The following is a 13,678-nucleotide window of genomic DNA, read 5'->3' as shown; positions in this document are numbered from 1 at the left end:
TTCGGCCATGCAAGAAGGTCTGAGTCAGCTACGTGGAACAGGCCTTGCCCTCGAGATGCTCCGCAACCGCTGGACCTACCCGGTCCTCGTGGCTCTTCGAGATCACCCGCTCCGCCCCGCTCAGCTTCTGGACCACATCAACGAAGGCAACAGGCGCAACGCCGATCTGGTGGGCACGCGCGTCCTCCACGAGAAGACGCTCTATATGACGCTGCGCCGGATGGAAGGAGACGGACTCATCATCCGTCAGAAGCGCGCCGGGTCAGGGAATGGTGCGACTCCCCGGGAGCTGCCCCCCATGAGCCGGGGGCTGCTCGCCGCTCTGCACTGCATCGCAGCATGGGCCGGCGGCCAACGTGACCAGCTCGCTACGTTCCTTCGGGTACACCGAGGCTGGGCTCGAGCGGGCAGTCAACTCGGTGACCCCAAAGCCGTAGGACCACGACATGCACTCAGCCCGGACCAGGAGTACTGGCGCGACATCGGCATGGCGCTAGTGATACTGCGACTTCGGTGGGGATTCGCGGTGCTCAGTCAACTGCGCCATGGCGGGCAACACCCGACCGGCATTGGCGCGGCCGTCAATGCCGGCATTGCACGCAACCGTGACATCACAGGGCACCGCACCATGTCGGACAAGGTGCTCTGGGACACCCTGCACAGACTTGTCGAGGCCGGGTTGGTCAACTACCAACCTCGACAAGGCCAGTTCGCCTCGACCGCGCGCTGCGACCTCACGTTAGCCGGCCGCACCCTCCTCGCCGCCCTGGCTCCGCTCGGCGTATGGGCCGGAGAGGTTGAAGAGCACCTGGCATTGATCGTCCGGAGGCGCCGCGGTCTCGATAGCTACGGTGATGAGGTGGAGCGACAGGGTTAGTTGACGCTGAGACAGGGTGCGGGGCCGAACCGAACATTCCCATCGTGAGGACCTCTGCCGGGACTACGAGGGCTCGCCGCGCATGTCGACAGGCGCACCCTCTCCTGGGGCGGGTGTGGGCCCCTTCCGCCCGAGTTGATCCATTTCTGGAGGAGGTAGGGAGAGTGCACGTGGGAGAAGTGGGGCCCTTGATGCTGTGCGGGTCCGGTCTCACGGGTGTGGGGCGGGAAAGGTGACCTCGGGGTAAGGCGCTGACAGCCCGTAGAGCAGGCGGGTGTGTCGGTGGCGCAGGTGCTGGTCGAAGTAGGCGTTGACGTAGGTGCGTACCACTTCGGTGGCGCGGCGCCCGTCGATCGTGCCGGCCGCCTTGGCGACCTCCTCGGGCGGGGATGCCGAGGATGGGTGCCGCCTGGTGCGCAGCAGCACGGCGAAGTCGAGAAAGGTGTCGTGGGCCGCGCCGGAGAGTTTCAGGTGCCATTTCGGGCCGCGTTGGTTGGCCCAGAACGTGGCCCAGCCAGCGTCTCTGCCGTGGTCTGGTTCCGCCCTGCCGAACAGCATCAGGGGGCGGTCGGAGCCGGCGACGGCAGCGGGCGTGCACAGGGTGCCGTCGAGGTTGATCCCGGCGGTTGATCGCGGTGAGCTGGTCGAGAACGAACCGGGTGTCGGCGCCCCGGACGTCGACCGACTTGCTGGTCACCTCGACCTCGTTGGCGTCGTTCAGTTCGGGCATGGCGGTCGGCTCCAGGTGTCCGTCGGGGAACTCGACGGCCAGCGAATCGTGGGTGTGGTCGATGGTGACGACGATGTACCCGCGGCTTGCGAGGTCCTCGACGAGGGCGGTGGCCTCGCTGCGCGGCCCGCGCAGGCCGTGGGAGTACAGCAGAACCCGCCACCCGCCCCGGCGCCGCTGCACAGGGGTAACGAGAATCGCGCCGCCGCCGGCGCTGGCCCGGGCGGGGCGATCGAGGCCGCGGTCACGGGCGTGGCCGCGGCTGCCAACCGCCAATTCAGAGGATCCGCACCTTTCCGAGATAGAGGGCCGCGGAGCGGCGGGAACGGCCGGTGGCCATCTGAACGAGGCGGATCGCCGCGTCCCTGCGCAGCTGACGGCGCGGGGCACGCAACCATCGAACGCACCGGCGACGCCGTCAACGTCGTCGCCCATGACCTGGAACCGCTCCGGATCAGCACCCCGACGCGGTGCCGCAGGGGGCGATGACGGCTCGACTGAAAATCAAGTCTGGCCAGTTGTGCAGCGCCCCTCCGGCCGGACTCGTCGCAGGTGGATAGGCGCTGGGCCCACTCTGTCGCAGCAAGCAAGATCGCAACTACCGAACGCGGTCGCCAATAGGGGTTCCAATTTCAGTGCCAATACATCTCCCAATACATCCGCCTCCTAGGCCGGTAGCCCCCGCGCCCCTCCTTGGTGCAGGCAGCCGCCCCCTTGGCCCCTTCCGGGGCTGCGCGCAACTGAGGTGCCGGTAGGCACTGCAGCAGACGGGACGGCGCCAGAGAGTGGCGAGCACATATGGCGTGATGGCCTTTTGCTTAATGTTTTTATTGGCTTTTATATCCGGCATTCTTTTTCTTCGCTCGATTCCCTCTCTCCTCTTTTATTGCTCCGCAGTGAATGCCTGCCCCATTGCTTCACCTGCCTTTGGCGGCCTTCCCTTTCTTGGTGATGTTGAATTGTCCGTTGGTTTCGAATTCCCGCAAAGAATCGGGAAAGCTGAGTGATAGCCCTTGAATTGAAGCGGGAATGCGAGAGAATGGAAGGGTAGGGGCGCGGTATAAAGGGTACGCGTCAATGAGCGATCGGAGAGGATCGTGAGTGATCTTCCCGCAAAGGGAATACAGGCGAACAAGCCTGTGGGAGACGTCACGGCAGAGGACATGAAGCGGGTGACGTCGGAGGACTTTACGGAACTGCAAAGGATCGCGCGCGGATACTGCCGCACGGTTGATTCCACACGGTCCCGTAAGCGGATGGACGGAAGCGCCACCGTAGCGCGTAGCGGGTCCGCACTGTACGGAACCGATGACGTGAGCGACGACGTCACCCAGGATGCCGTTTTGATCTTCACAAAGCGGCTGCGCGAAATCATCGCAACATGCGAGGTTTCGGCTGTCTGGGTGGAAACCCGCGAAACGTGCGCATGGCAGTACGTTCGCAGGGACGGCGAAACGATCATCGTGACCCGTAAAACCCTCCAATACTGGGCGGTCCGCGATGCTGCCGCGCGGAACGGGTACAGGCTGGACGTCAAACCGGAACCGGTAGACGCTACTCCGGGCGCACAGATCACGCGCGGAATCCCGCACGCGGACAAACTGTCCACTCTGGCGATGACGCCGTATCTGTCGGGGCAGAGCGAAACGATCTTCCGGTCTGCGTGGGGTGACGGAAGTGAATTCCCGGTTTTGAGCACGGTCCTGGACATCGCGAAGCAGGCGGATGATCTCGGTCGTGCCAGCGTGCTCGGACGGACCGCGCAAGATCTGTACGGCGGACCGCGTCACTCGTCGTCCAAGGTGCAGCGCACGCGTGACGCTGCGGTCAAGGAATGGCGAGCGTTGACAGCGTCTCTTGACGCTGTACGCGACGAACTGATCTACCGCAGCACTGAGCCGCCTCACACTGCCTGATAGCGGGCAACCGCAGGGGTCCCCGGGCTGGAAAGCCCGGGGACCCTTCGCTTGTCGCACACGGCAGTGTGAGCGGCTGCACCGTGGGCGGCAATCGGGTGGTGTGCCACCCCGTACATGGGTGACAGGGCTCTACGACAGCAGCCGATCGGGTGCAGCTCTCGCCTAACTCCATGAATGCCGGACGCGCGTAATCTCCGTCATTCGGCCGCCTCTTTTTCCGCCGGGGAGAATCTTGAAATTCTTTCCCATGATCGGTATTCGGGTGGGTCGACGTCCCGTATATAGGTGAGTACGCGTTACGGTAGCAGCCAGACGCGCGAATGTCAGCCTGTCGTTTCCCACCCTGTTTCCGGGTGGGAAGCGACAGGGGTACGGGCTCTTGTCCTGATAGGCAGCCAAGACGTGTGCCCGGACATGGCGGGCCGACCTGCCGCATGCCTGAAAACAGATCTTCAATAATTTCCCCCGGTGATCGGTAATCGGGGGCTTTCGGGATCTGTATTTAGGTGAGAGCGCAATACGGCACACCGTGAACGCTCAAGATTCCCTGCCGTCCGCGCTCGACGCGTATGCCTCACCAAGAATCTCGCTTGATCGACGATCGGGCGTTTTTGGAAGGCGTATTCATGTGAGAGCGGCGTACCGTCCGGGGCCCCCGGATTTGGTGGCGCGCTGCTCTCTGCCCGTTTGGTGAGTTCATCCATTCCTGGTCAGACGGGGAGCTGATCATGAGCGACACCACACTGGTCACCAGCGACTTAATCGACCTGTACGACGCTGTGTTCACGCGCGGCGGCTTCACGGTCCGGTTCAACGCGGACGGGACCCTGACCCCAGCGGCAACGGGGTTTGCCGTATCCGCCACTGACGAACAGTGGTCCGTCCCAGCCGACGTGCCGTTTGCGGACTTCGCGGCGGCCGTTGAGCAGCTGCACGCCCTGTACCCCACCGCCAATGCCGTCGGGGGATGGGTGGACGGCCAGCAGTTGTACCTGGACCCGGTCGAGATCACCGACGACCGCGCCAAGGCGGAGTACCTCGGTCGTCTGCGGAATCAGATCGCGATCTACGACCTGTCTGCCTCCGAAGAGATCAGGCTCTGAGCCTGCCCGTGATCAACCGCCCCTGCACGGGCCGCTGTTCGCGGGCAGGACCAGAACCGATCTGGGGAGGCGATCATGAAACTTGTCTCACGCGCCACCGGCCACGAGATAGCCCCCGGCTCGACGGTGCACATGCAAACCGGCCCGACAGCCGGACGGGCATGGCGCTTTGAGCACATCGTCGAGCGGCCGGACGGCAATCATCACGTGCACGTCACCCGCGTAGGCGGGAAGTTGGGGCGCATCCCCCGGCAGTGCCACCCCGATGTGTTCGGGTGCGAGATCACGATCGACATCACCTGGCGCCGGAGCGTCCGCAACGCGGCGCATCACGCGTGGACCAAGGTCGACGACTACCTGCTGGCGGGGGCCTTCGCGCTGGTCCCGCTTGCCTTCTTCGAGCAGTACCACTTGGCCGAAACGATCACATCGGCCCTGGGGTTCGGCGGTCACTGATCTGCCGGAGCATCGGACGCATCCCCACGGGGTGCGCCCCTCTGCTCTTACAGACGAGAGCACGTCCGTGCCGGTTGGCCTGCCGGTCCGGATGCGTGGCCGAGGGATTGAGGAGAGAGGACATGGAGGCTCAGCACGTTGCCGACCTGATCAACCAGGTCAGTTTCCGCCCTGGATGGGAGTTCCGCGCGGACGTGATGGTGGAGGGGGCGCCGTTTGTGATCGTTCAGGCGCTCGTCGAGACCGTCAACTCCGACCGCGACCAGGCGCTCAAGGGCTACCCGGAGGAGATCCTGCTCGCGCCTTCGGTGATCATCGACGCCGACGAGTACATGATTCCGGACGACCTGTATGCGGACATGATGCAGTGGATCATCGAACTGGAGATCCACGAATGCCGCGAATTCTTCCGGGTCGGGCCGGACAAGGACGCCCCCTTCCACCCTCACCGCCGAGACGGACAGAGTGCGTGGGACGAAATGACGGGCGCCCCGGTCAGCGAGGGGTTCCGGTCATGAGCCGCAACCTTGACCGCGTGTGGTAGGTGATCGGCTGGCTCGCCCTCAGCTGCGCCCTGTTGCTGAACGTGGCCCCGGGTCTCTTCGGCGTCCACTGAGTGTCGCCACGCTCTCGCCCCCTCTTCCGGATGACGGTCGCTTGGACCGCTGGGAGGGGGCACCGCCCCGACGAGGTGTGATTCTCGCCCAGGTTCCGTGCCGTGAGCCGCCTCTGACCTGCCCGTGCCCGGCCCACAGCACGTCGATCAGCCGCGCCGGCAAACCCATACTCCCGCACCCCTTCAACTCCCCCCCCCACCCCGGAGGGGGTGCGGGGCCACACCAGGGGCGCCGCCTGGCGGCGCCCCTTCCACATTCTCTGACTGGAGGGAGGGCTCCATGGTGAGCGCCACCGAGGAAACTACGCGTGTCAAGGTCGAGATGGCCGTGACCGAGGAGGTGACCTACGAATTCCCGATCACGGTCGATGTGCCCGTTGACGTAGTCGACGACACGGAGGCCCTGACGGAGTATCTCGACCTGCACGACGAGCTGTGGGTTGACGACCTGCCGATCACTGGTGGCAGCCTGCCTCGCTGTCGGTGAACGAGCGCGAGGCGGACGCGGCTAAGCGGCTCCCACTCGACGAGGCAGCGTGATCGGCGCCATCCGACAAGCTCCGCCAGTCTGCCGCCGGTGTCGGAGATAGTCACTGCCATCGACAGGCGGCCCGCCGCACCACGGGTCCGTCGCATCCATCATGGCGCCGCACCGCTCGGCCCGCAGGGCAGTGCGGCAGCGGGGGTTCCTCTCCTTCCCGCCCTCCTTGGAAGGAGCCCCCGCACTCGCCAACGCTGCTCTGCTGAGCCGGGCCGTGCCGTCTGCTGTCCGTCCCGAACCTGCCTGGAGCAGCAGGGAGTTGCCTGTCGCCCCCACCGTACAAAGGCCAGTCCGTTTCGTCGTCGAGCAGAGGCGACCCGTTCGGATCACAGGCAGGCGAACTGGCAGATGGCCGAACTGCACAGACCCGTTGGGTGGCTACTGCGAACCGCCTAAAGCGCTCCTAAAGCAGACCAACGAGCCATTCCACAGGACGCCCAGCCCGGTGTGACCGGGCTGTCTCCCAATTCCCCCTCATTCGTAGAGGTGTCGCTATGAGCATCGCCGAGCGCGCTGCAGCCGCACACCGGCTGCTGCAGAAGCGCACCATCGAACTGCCGATTTCCCCCTACACCGCTGCTGATATCACCCGGGCGGCAGGGCGGTTGGCTGCTCTGCTGGGGATCGACCCTGCACAGGTGCGGCCGAGGGACAACTGGAACCACATCACCCTGCCCGTCGTGCCACTCACGCTGTACGCGAGCGACCCCGACGACCCCGGCACGCAGTACACGTTCTCCTACGGCGATCCGCTCTACGACGATGAGCCGTTCCTCCTCATGGGTCCATGCCCGGTGTGCGATGCCGCCGTACCGCTCGCCGAGGTCCGCTCGCTGGCAGACCTGGGAGCCTTCCTGACGACCGGCCCGGAGCCGCTGCCGGAGAACCACGTCCTGCCCAGCAGCTACCCCGACGAATTCGACCAGCACCCAGCCCACACCTCGCAGTGCCCCTACCGCGAAGGCGACTGCTGATTCGGTGTCAGCCCCCTCTGGCACCACCCGCCTGCCCTTCATCTCGCCTGGCGCCAGCGCCCCACAACCGCACCGCCGCACTGCGCGCGCAGCGGCAGCGTGGCAGCCGACTCTGACCGACGACTCACCCGGGCACCGGCCATCACCGCAGGATGTGCCGGGACTGGCGAGTCGTGCCCGCCCCGACTTCCGGAGGGAGGAAGCCGTGATCCCGATCAATGTGTCTCCCCAGACGCGTGAGCGGTTCGTCCGCAACATCATCGCCGCATGGCACTCCGCCACTCCGGAGCAGCAGCAGTGCGGGCGCACCTGGTACCGCACCGCTCACGAACTCGCCGCGATGATGACTGAAGGCAACCCGCGAGCAGGTGCCGGCGTCATCGCCGCCCTGTCAGCGAACAAGTCCTGGCCGGAGAACCTTCGCTTAGCCCGCCAGGCATGTGAAACCGGCCTCAGCTCCGGGCACTTCACCGACGCGTTGAACAAGGCCGCCCAGATCATGGCCGGAGCAGACCCGGCTGACGTACTCCCCATGGAGCGCAAGACCGGACAGTTCTTCCGCCTGATCGCCAACCCGGACGACCCGGACGCCGTCGTGATCGACCGCCATGCCCATGACATCGCCGTGGGCGAGACGTACGGGCAGCGCGACCGCGGCCTGTCCAGCGCTGGACGCTACGCCCTGCTGGCCCACTGCTTCCGCGAGGCCGCCCTGCGGCTGGGCGAACTACCCAGCACGGTGCAGGCAGTCACCTGGGTCGCCTACACCGAGCGCATCGCGGGCACCAGCACGCGCGGCCCCCGCCGGGCGATGTGACTGGCCCCGCCGCTCTGCACTCGGCACGCCGAGTCCGGCGGGACCGGGTTGGGTCCCAGGCACTGAGCACCAGCGCTCTGAGTCGGGGTTCATGGTGCCGAAAACCGGTGGCCGCATTTTCACTCAAGATCGGTAATCGGAGGATTCCCTCCACCGTATCTAAGTGACCCTTCGGACGCTCACTGCCACGCAGCGGTTGCTGCTCGGCGCAGCAACAACGAGCGCCGACAATCCTAGTTTCACTGCCGCGCCCTGTCCCTTTGTGGGGCGCGGCAACCTCTCGGTTGCGTAGCTCAGTTGGTAGAGCGCCGGTCTTATAAGCCGTTGAGGTCGCGGGTTCGAGTCCCGCCGCAACCACTCCAGGGGCTGGCGTTCCTCGCATTACTACGCGAGAAAATGACACGCCGGGAGCCTACAGTACGAGCTGCGGTAATTCTGCTCTCGCCTCGCCCGACCGGGCGATCGTGCTGGCTACCATGCCCGCTGGCGTTATGGCCCTGCATTCTATGCGCCCGTATCGGAGGCTCGTCCACAGGCAGCTCCATATGCGGTGCCGGTAATCAGCCGGGCGCGTCGTCCCTGAATAATTCCTTGATCGGAATTCGGGGCTTCCGGTTGCTGTACGCAGCGGGAATGCGATTGACGTCAACACGGCTCGCTGCGTGCTACCTCACTCGCGATTTCAGCGACCCCTCGATCAAGGCCATGCCCGCGCGGGTCGCTGAATCACGCTGCGCACGAGGCTATTCCATGATCCCCTGGAGGGAGGAGAGAATGAACATTACGGGAGTTCCCCTCGCGGACTTCTACGCGATCACGGACGATGTTTCACGCCGTGCGTACGACGGTAACGTCGCCGTCGCCCCCGACGCGCACAACGCACGTGGGAATTCCATCACCGCACGGTTACGGGTAAGGGACGGCCGTGGCGCAGGGGCGCGTACGGCTGCATCAGGACGGCACGGCCCATATGCCTGCTGGCACGCCTATCGCGACGTGTTGTGGACCGTGTTCTCGGCCTACCCCGACGCTCGGGCGCGAACCGCACTGGAGACGTATCAGGGCATTTCGGGGTTCGAGCGGGACTTTCCAGCAACGCGCTATCGCAACATCGGCTCGGTGATGTATCCGGCCTATATGCCCGATCTGTGTGTTGTGGATGACTGCGGTGAAGCGGGCCCTCCATTCCTGCGGACAGTGGATGATTTGGCGGCCGTGGAAGAGTCCGCGTGTGTCTCCGATGACGACCGCGTTCTGGCGCGCATCCAACGGGAATTGCAGCGTGCGGACCGATACGGCCCGGAACCGATCGTGTTTGAAGGGCCTCCGTCCCTGGCAGGTGTGCCGGACCTGGCCTACAGCGGTCGTTGAGTGGCTGTCACCGTCCCCTGAGTAGTCGGGCAGGGCACCATGTCGGCCCGCCTCATGCAGGTATCCGGCCGGATGGCCGCCGGGACCTCCGGAGCTGGCCAACCGGCTCAACGCGGAGAACGTCCCCCTCCCGCAGAGGGTCCGTGTGGGGCGGCTCAGTTCCCGCACCGCCTGACACCGGACGCCTGATAAGGCCGTGACGAACCGGGTTTGCACGGCCGCAGACGAGCTCAGTCGCATGTGTCGCTACCGCATCAGCATCAGCATCAAGGAGATCACCAAGGAGTCAGGCCGTGGCTAACAACGGCTGGGAGTGCGACAAGGGAGACTGCATGAGGTCCCCCACCTATGCCCTGCGGACGGACCGGCTGACGACCACCTTCGAGGTGTGCAGCATCCACGTCACATGGGCGATCAAGTTCTTCATGGAGATACACGGCCGCAAGGTCGAGCCGTTCGTCATCTCGAAGATCGCTTTTAGGCGGGAGGCCAGTCAGGCCGTACCCGCGATCAAGGCCGAGCTGCTCGACGAGGCAGCCGACCGCATCCAGGACGAGATCACCATCCAGACGCGAAGCGAGGAGCACGGCAAGCGCCGTGCCATCGAGCTGCTGCGCGAGATGGGCAAGCAGGCGCGCTCGTAAGCCGCAAGCGGCACCGGACCGCGCGCCTGCTCAGCCACGGGCGCCCCGCCGAAACCGGCGAAGAAGTGTCGCACGGCACTGATCGACGTCATCGGGACCCACTACCGGCGCACGGTCCACATCCGCCTGACCAGGGTCGCTCAGGTGGCCCTCGGCAACCACATCCTCAAGCAGATCACGAAGGAGTCGAACCATGACGACTGACGTCAACGCCGCGTTCGCGCAGGAGAAGACAGCCCAGATCGAGGCCGTACGCGGGGAGGCGCGCGCGTTCCAGGAGCGCATCGACCGGGGCGAGATCGCACCGATCGGCGGTGACCGTTACCGCGTCCTCACCGGCTGGGACGAGGGCGAGACCTTCACCGTGCGACGCAACACCGAGGGTCGGATCGAGCAGATCCTCGCCCAGCACGGGCTGGACACCACTACGGGCGGCGCCGCCCTCTACACCACCACCCCGGCCTGGCACGGCCTGGGTGCCGTGATCCCCGGCGGGACCACGGACATCGACGAGGTACTGAAGCTGGCCCGGATCGACTGGGAGGTCAGCAAACGGCCCGTGCTGTACGAGTGGGACGACGGCATCCGCGACGCCACCGACCACTACGTCACCCTCCGCACGGACACAGGCAAAGCCCTCGGCACCGTGGGAGATCGGTACAAGGTCTTCCAGAATCGGCGTGTCTTCGAATTCCTTCAGGACCTGGTACAGCGCGACGACGCGGTCTGGGAGTCGGCCGGCGCCCTGCGCGGCGGCCGGAAGACCTTCGTGACCATGCAGATCCCCCACTCCATTGTGATCGACCGTGGCGGCCTGGACGACGAGATCGCCCTCTACCTCGCCGCGATCAACTCCCACGACGGCACGTCCTCGGCCGAGTCCGTCGTCACGCCCTGGCGCATCGAGTGCGGCAACACCGAACGCTTCGCGACCCGGGACGCCGTGCACCGCTGGGGCATCCGGCACACCAAGGGTGGCCTGTCGGCTCTGGAAGAGGCCCGCCGCACGCTCGGCCTGACGCTCGACTACGCGAAGGCCTTCGAGCGCGAGGAGAACCAACTCGTCCGCACCGACCTGTTGATCGACGACTTCCACAAGGTGATCGACGGAGTGTGGAAGGTCGACGAGGACGCCACCGACCGGCAGAAGACCTTTGCCCAGCAACGGCACGACGAGCTGGAGGGCATGTTCCACGACGAGGCCCGGAAGCTGGGACGCACCGCGTACGCGGCAGAGCGGACCATCACCGACTTCCTGGACCACCGGATGGGGGTCGTGCCCCGCAACCTGTCCGAGGACCTGGCGCGTGCCCAGCGGTCGTTGGAGGGGACGAACGACGACCTGAAGTCCAAGGCCCACCGCAAGCTGCTGCTTCTGGCGCGCTGACCCGTCCGGTGGCACGTTCCGGACGGGCTCTACCAGGGCCGGTAGTTCAAAGGCAGAGCAGGGCGGTAGGCCGATGGATGCCGGTTCGAGTCCCCGCCAACGACCGTGGCGTGTCTTGGAACCCGACATCGCCGGGGCTGGCCGTTCGATCCCCGCGCAACCGGCGCCTGACCGTATGCCCGCCGGGGCCAGGGCTACGCCCCGGCAGTGGCCCGCGATCACGGTACGACGCGATTCGTCATAGGCCTGTTCCTCAACGCCGTGCTGGACGACGACTACCTCACGGACAGGCTCGGCGGCGAGCTGCCTTCACCACAAGGCACCTCGTACCCAGCTCAAGGAATAGGCGCAGAACCCGCTCATGCTCGAAGCCCTCGCAACCGATGCGGAGAGACATTCACTCCCGCAGATCTGGGCGACCTTGAGCATGTCGAAACGGTCGACGGCACAGCCTGCAGCGGGAAAGGCAAACTCGCAGGCATCGCCAAACTCCTCGGCTCCGAAGGGATCCAGGGCATCTAACGAGAGCCCTTCGGTGGACACCTTGAGGGAAGACACCTGACCCTGCCGAGCCGCCCTGCGCATCAATCGCAGGCATGCACCCACGGCCCTCATCCCCGCAAGACCGGACGCCCACGGTGGCAGCCGTGGGGGTCTTGCATGCGGTCACACCATGGAGAAGTACGTCGATGAATACGGACATTCACGCGGGCACCATAGGACGGAGCGACGCGCCCCTTGATAGGCGCTTCCGCGCGCTCGATGCCGCGTGGGACATGGCGGCACCTGACTCCCCGCGCGCGAGTCGGCTGACCACCACCGCCTCCTGCCGATTCCCGGCGACGGCACCGGAAACGCCGTCGCTACCACCCCGCCTTCGAACCCGCGACCATCCCGGTCTCGCCAGCCACGCACAGGAGATGTGAGCCGGTGACCAGGCATGTAGTCCAGTACTCCGGCGGGATCGGTAGCTGGGCCACTGCCCAGCGCGTTGCCGCCGAATACGGTCCGCACGACCTTGTCCTTCTCTTTGCGGACACTTTGGTAGAAGATCCAGATCTGTATCGCTTCGTGAGCGAGGCGGCGGGCCAGCTCGGGGTGCCGGTCACACGCGTAGCCGACGGGCGAACTCCATTCGAGGTCTTCTGGCACCAGCGCTTCCTGGGCAACAGCCGGTATGCGCCTTGCTCGGAATTCCTCAAGCAACGACCCTGTCGGAGCTGGCTGGAAACTCACGCTGATCCGGCCGATACCGTGCTGTACGTCGGCATCGACTGGTCCGAGCAGCGCCGCACGGCGGCGATCGAACGCGGCTGGGCTCCCTGGACTGTCACCTTCCCGATGTGCGACCCGCCGTACCTGACCAAGGACGAGATGCTCGACCAGGCCCGAGCCGCCGGGGTCGAACCACCCGTGCTGTACGAACTCGGCTTCGGGCACAACAACTGCGGCTCGCTATGCGTACGCGGCGGCCACCAGCACTGGGCGCGCGTCCTGGAAATCTTCCCCGAGCGATACGCGGAAGCCGAACGCCAAGAGCAGGAACTGCGAGCCGAACTCGGCGACGTCGCGATCCTGCGCGACCGCTCCGGCGGCCGGACCCGCCCGCTGACACTGACCGAATTCCGCGAGCGCCAGGAATCACTCCGCGAAATTTCCGCAGCATGAGCATCGTTCCACAGCAGCCTCATTGAGCGGAGCGAATTACCGCGTGATCGGTAATCGGCTGGATCCGGGCGACGTATCTAAGTGAGGAACACCTGTCGCTGCCGCGCATTGCGATGTTCGCTGCTCATGGTCGATTAACGCATACCCGGATCACGCGCCGCGACTGCCGCTGTACCCGCAGCAGCGCGTTTCACCACCCGAGAGGAGTTACAGCTGTGCGACACATTGGCCCGCTTCCGCAACGCCCCTACGCGACGCCCGCAGTGAAGGCAACGTCTGCTCAATTCGGACTTGATCACATCATGGCTGTGATTGAGGAAGCTGGCATGCAGGAGCTTTATAGCGACCAGGACGGCTGGGCGCGCTTTGACAACGAGCGAGCTCCTGACATCGCCGGAGAAGTCATCTACGACGTGCTGTCCTACGTCTACGAGGTCGGAGGAGAGCAGGCCGTACGCCAGGCTGTTGCCGCAGCAGCTCGTCAGCTCATTGAGGCGCTGGAATGCGAAGAGAACGCAGAGCCGCTGCTGGAGGAACTCGCCCGATATGCCGGAGACGAGTAGACGCACGTGGCA

16 protein-coding genes, 1 tRNA gene and 1 pseudogene are annotated in these 13,678 nt (G+C 65.4%); 16 read left to right on the top strand and 2 right to left on the bottom strand.

The features are described from left to right. The first annotated feature begins 7 nt into the window (after nucleotides 1-7). A complete protein-coding gene (locus AB0I98_RS35560) occupies nucleotides 8-877 on the top strand; it encodes a hypothetical protein (protein ID WP_362949134.1) in 870 nt (289 codons plus the stop codon). Nucleotides 878-1,087: 210 nt separating this feature from the next. On the opposite strand, the gene AB0I98_RS35555 is transcribed toward AB0I98_RS35560, so the two are convergent. Both AB0I98_RS35555 and AB0I98_RS35550 read right to left on the bottom strand, forming a co-directional pair. After that, nucleotides 1,088-1,435, bottom strand: a complete 348-nt coding sequence (locus AB0I98_RS35555) for a hypothetical protein (RefSeq protein WP_362949132.1) — start codon at nucleotides 1,433-1,435, stop codon at nucleotides 1,088-1,090. A 76-nt stretch (nucleotides 1,436-1,511) separates the two neighbouring features. After that, a pseudogene (locus AB0I98_RS35550) lies at nucleotides 1,512-2,042 on the bottom strand (hypothetical protein); the annotation flags it as partial. A gap of 350 nt (nucleotides 2,043-2,392) precedes the next feature. Between AB0I98_RS35550 and AB0I98_RS35545 the strand changes: the two are divergent. The 15 genes from AB0I98_RS35545 (at nucleotide 2,393) to AB0I98_RS35475 (ending at nucleotide 13,666) form a co-directional block, all read left to right on the top strand. Next, entirely contained in the window at nucleotides 2,393-2,614 is a 222-nt protein-coding gene (locus AB0I98_RS35545) for a hypothetical protein (protein ID WP_362949130.1), read from the top strand. A gap of 306 nt (nucleotides 2,615-2,920) precedes the next feature. Next, nucleotides 2,921-3,523 carry a hypothetical protein gene (locus tag AB0I98_RS35540; protein ID WP_362949128.1) on the top strand — a complete coding sequence of 201 codons (603 nt, stop codon included), beginning with the start codon at nucleotides 2,921-2,923 and terminating at the stop codon, nucleotides 3,521-3,523. Between the two features lie 731 nt (nucleotides 3,524-4,254). Further along, on the top strand, nucleotides 4,255-4,629 hold the full coding sequence (locus AB0I98_RS35535; RefSeq protein ID WP_362949127.1) for a hypothetical protein: 375 nt from the start codon (nucleotides 4,255-4,257) through the stop codon (nucleotides 4,627-4,629). Between the two features lie 75 nt (nucleotides 4,630-4,704). Beyond that, nucleotides 4,705-5,085 carry a hypothetical protein gene (locus AB0I98_RS35530; protein ID WP_362949125.1) on the top strand — a complete coding sequence of 127 codons (381 nt, stop codon included), beginning with the start codon at nucleotides 4,705-4,707 and terminating at the stop codon, nucleotides 5,083-5,085. A gap of 122 nt (nucleotides 5,086-5,207) precedes the next feature. After that, nucleotides 5,208-5,603: a hypothetical protein gene (locus AB0I98_RS35525; RefSeq protein ID WP_362949123.1), complete on the top strand. Its 396-nt coding sequence runs from the start codon at nucleotides 5,208-5,210 to the stop codon at nucleotides 5,601-5,603. A 378-nt stretch (nucleotides 5,604-5,981) separates the two neighbouring features. Beyond that, nucleotides 5,982-6,188, top strand: a complete 207-nt coding sequence (locus tag AB0I98_RS35520) for a hypothetical protein (RefSeq protein WP_362949121.1) — start codon at nucleotides 5,982-5,984, stop codon at nucleotides 6,186-6,188. 548 nt (nucleotides 6,189-6,736) lie between these two features. Then, a complete protein-coding gene (locus AB0I98_RS35515; RefSeq protein ID WP_362949119.1) occupies nucleotides 6,737-7,216 on the top strand; it encodes a hypothetical protein in 480 nt (159 codons plus the stop codon). A gap of 205 nt (nucleotides 7,217-7,421) precedes the next feature. Continuing rightward, nucleotides 7,422-8,033 carry a hypothetical protein gene (locus AB0I98_RS35510; protein WP_362949118.1) on the top strand — a complete coding sequence of 204 codons (612 nt, stop codon included), beginning with the start codon at nucleotides 7,422-7,424 and terminating at the stop codon, nucleotides 8,031-8,033. Nucleotides 8,034-8,315: 282 nt separating this feature from the next. Next, a tRNA-Ile gene (locus AB0I98_RS35505) sits at nucleotides 8,316-8,390 on the top strand. A gap of 417 nt (nucleotides 8,391-8,807) precedes the next feature. Continuing rightward, entirely contained in the window at nucleotides 8,808-9,404 is a 597-nt protein-coding gene (locus AB0I98_RS35500) for a hypothetical protein (RefSeq protein ID WP_362949117.1), read from the top strand. Nucleotides 9,405-9,736: 332 nt separating this feature from the next. Then, on the top strand, nucleotides 9,737-10,048 hold the full coding sequence (locus AB0I98_RS35495; RefSeq protein ID WP_362949116.1) for a hypothetical protein: 312 nt from the start codon (nucleotides 9,737-9,739) through the stop codon (nucleotides 10,046-10,048). A 193-nt stretch (nucleotides 10,049-10,241) separates the two neighbouring features. Then, the gene (locus tag AB0I98_RS35490) at nucleotides 10,242-11,435 is read left to right on the top strand and encodes a DUF932 domain-containing protein (RefSeq protein ID WP_362949114.1); all 1,194 of its coding nucleotides are present in this window, start codon (nucleotides 10,242-10,244) and stop codon (nucleotides 11,433-11,435) included. A gap of 207 nt (nucleotides 11,436-11,642) precedes the next feature. Continuing rightward, a complete protein-coding gene (locus AB0I98_RS35485; RefSeq protein ID WP_362949113.1) occupies nucleotides 11,643-11,957 on the top strand; it encodes a hypothetical protein in 315 nt (104 codons plus the stop codon). 408 nt (nucleotides 11,958-12,365) lie between these two features. Continuing rightward, nucleotides 12,366-13,103, top strand: coding sequence for a hypothetical protein (locus tag AB0I98_RS35480; RefSeq protein ID WP_362949111.1), 738 nt, complete (start codon nucleotides 12,366-12,368; stop codon nucleotides 13,101-13,103). A gap of 302 nt (nucleotides 13,104-13,405) precedes the next feature. Then, complete coding sequence (locus AB0I98_RS35475; RefSeq protein WP_362949110.1) at nucleotides 13,406-13,666, top strand: hypothetical protein; 261 nt, start codon at nucleotides 13,406-13,408, stop codon at nucleotides 13,664-13,666. The last annotated feature ends 12 nt before the right edge of the window (nucleotides 13,667-13,678 follow it).

It is taken from the genome of Streptomyces sp. NPDC050211, assembly GCF_040656035.1.
Lineage (GTDB): Bacteria > Actinomycetota > Actinomycetes > Streptomycetales > Streptomycetaceae > Streptomyces.
This window is presented reverse-complemented; position numbering and strand designations above follow the sequence as displayed.

Excerpts from the sequence above, each read along its gene's own strand:
- AB0I98_RS35560 (WP_362949134.1), top strand. The coding sequence starts at position 8 with ATGCAAGAAGGTCTGAGTCAGCTACGTGGAACAGGCCTTGCCCTCGAG.
- AB0I98_RS35555 (WP_362949132.1), bottom strand. The coding sequence starts at position 1,435 with ATGCTGTTCGGCAGGGCGGAACCAGACCACGGCAGAGACGCTGGCTGG.
- AB0I98_RS35535 (WP_362949127.1), top strand. The coding sequence starts at position 4,255 with ATGAGCGACACCACACTGGTCACCAGCGACTTAATCGACCTGTACGAC.
- AB0I98_RS35530 (WP_362949125.1), top strand. The coding sequence starts at position 4,705 with ATGAAACTTGTCTCACGCGCCACCGGCCACGAGATAGCCCCCGGCTCG.
- AB0I98_RS35525 (WP_362949123.1), top strand. The coding sequence starts at position 5,208 with ATGGAGGCTCAGCACGTTGCCGACCTGATCAACCAGGTCAGTTTCCGC.
- AB0I98_RS35520 (WP_362949121.1), top strand. The coding sequence starts at position 5,982 with ATGGTGAGCGCCACCGAGGAAACTACGCGTGTCAAGGTCGAGATGGCC.
- AB0I98_RS35515 (WP_362949119.1), top strand. The coding sequence starts at position 6,737 with ATGAGCATCGCCGAGCGCGCTGCAGCCGCACACCGGCTGCTGCAGAAG.
- AB0I98_RS35500 (WP_362949117.1), top strand. The coding sequence starts at position 8,808 with ATGAACATTACGGGAGTTCCCCTCGCGGACTTCTACGCGATCACGGAC.
- AB0I98_RS35495 (WP_362949116.1), top strand. The coding sequence starts at position 9,737 with ATGAGGTCCCCCACCTATGCCCTGCGGACGGACCGGCTGACGACCACC.
- AB0I98_RS35490 (WP_362949114.1), top strand. The coding sequence starts at position 10,242 with ATGACGACTGACGTCAACGCCGCGTTCGCGCAGGAGAAGACAGCCCAG.
- AB0I98_RS35475 (WP_362949110.1), top strand. The coding sequence starts at position 13,406 with ATGGCTGTGATTGAGGAAGCTGGCATGCAGGAGCTTTATAGCGACCAG.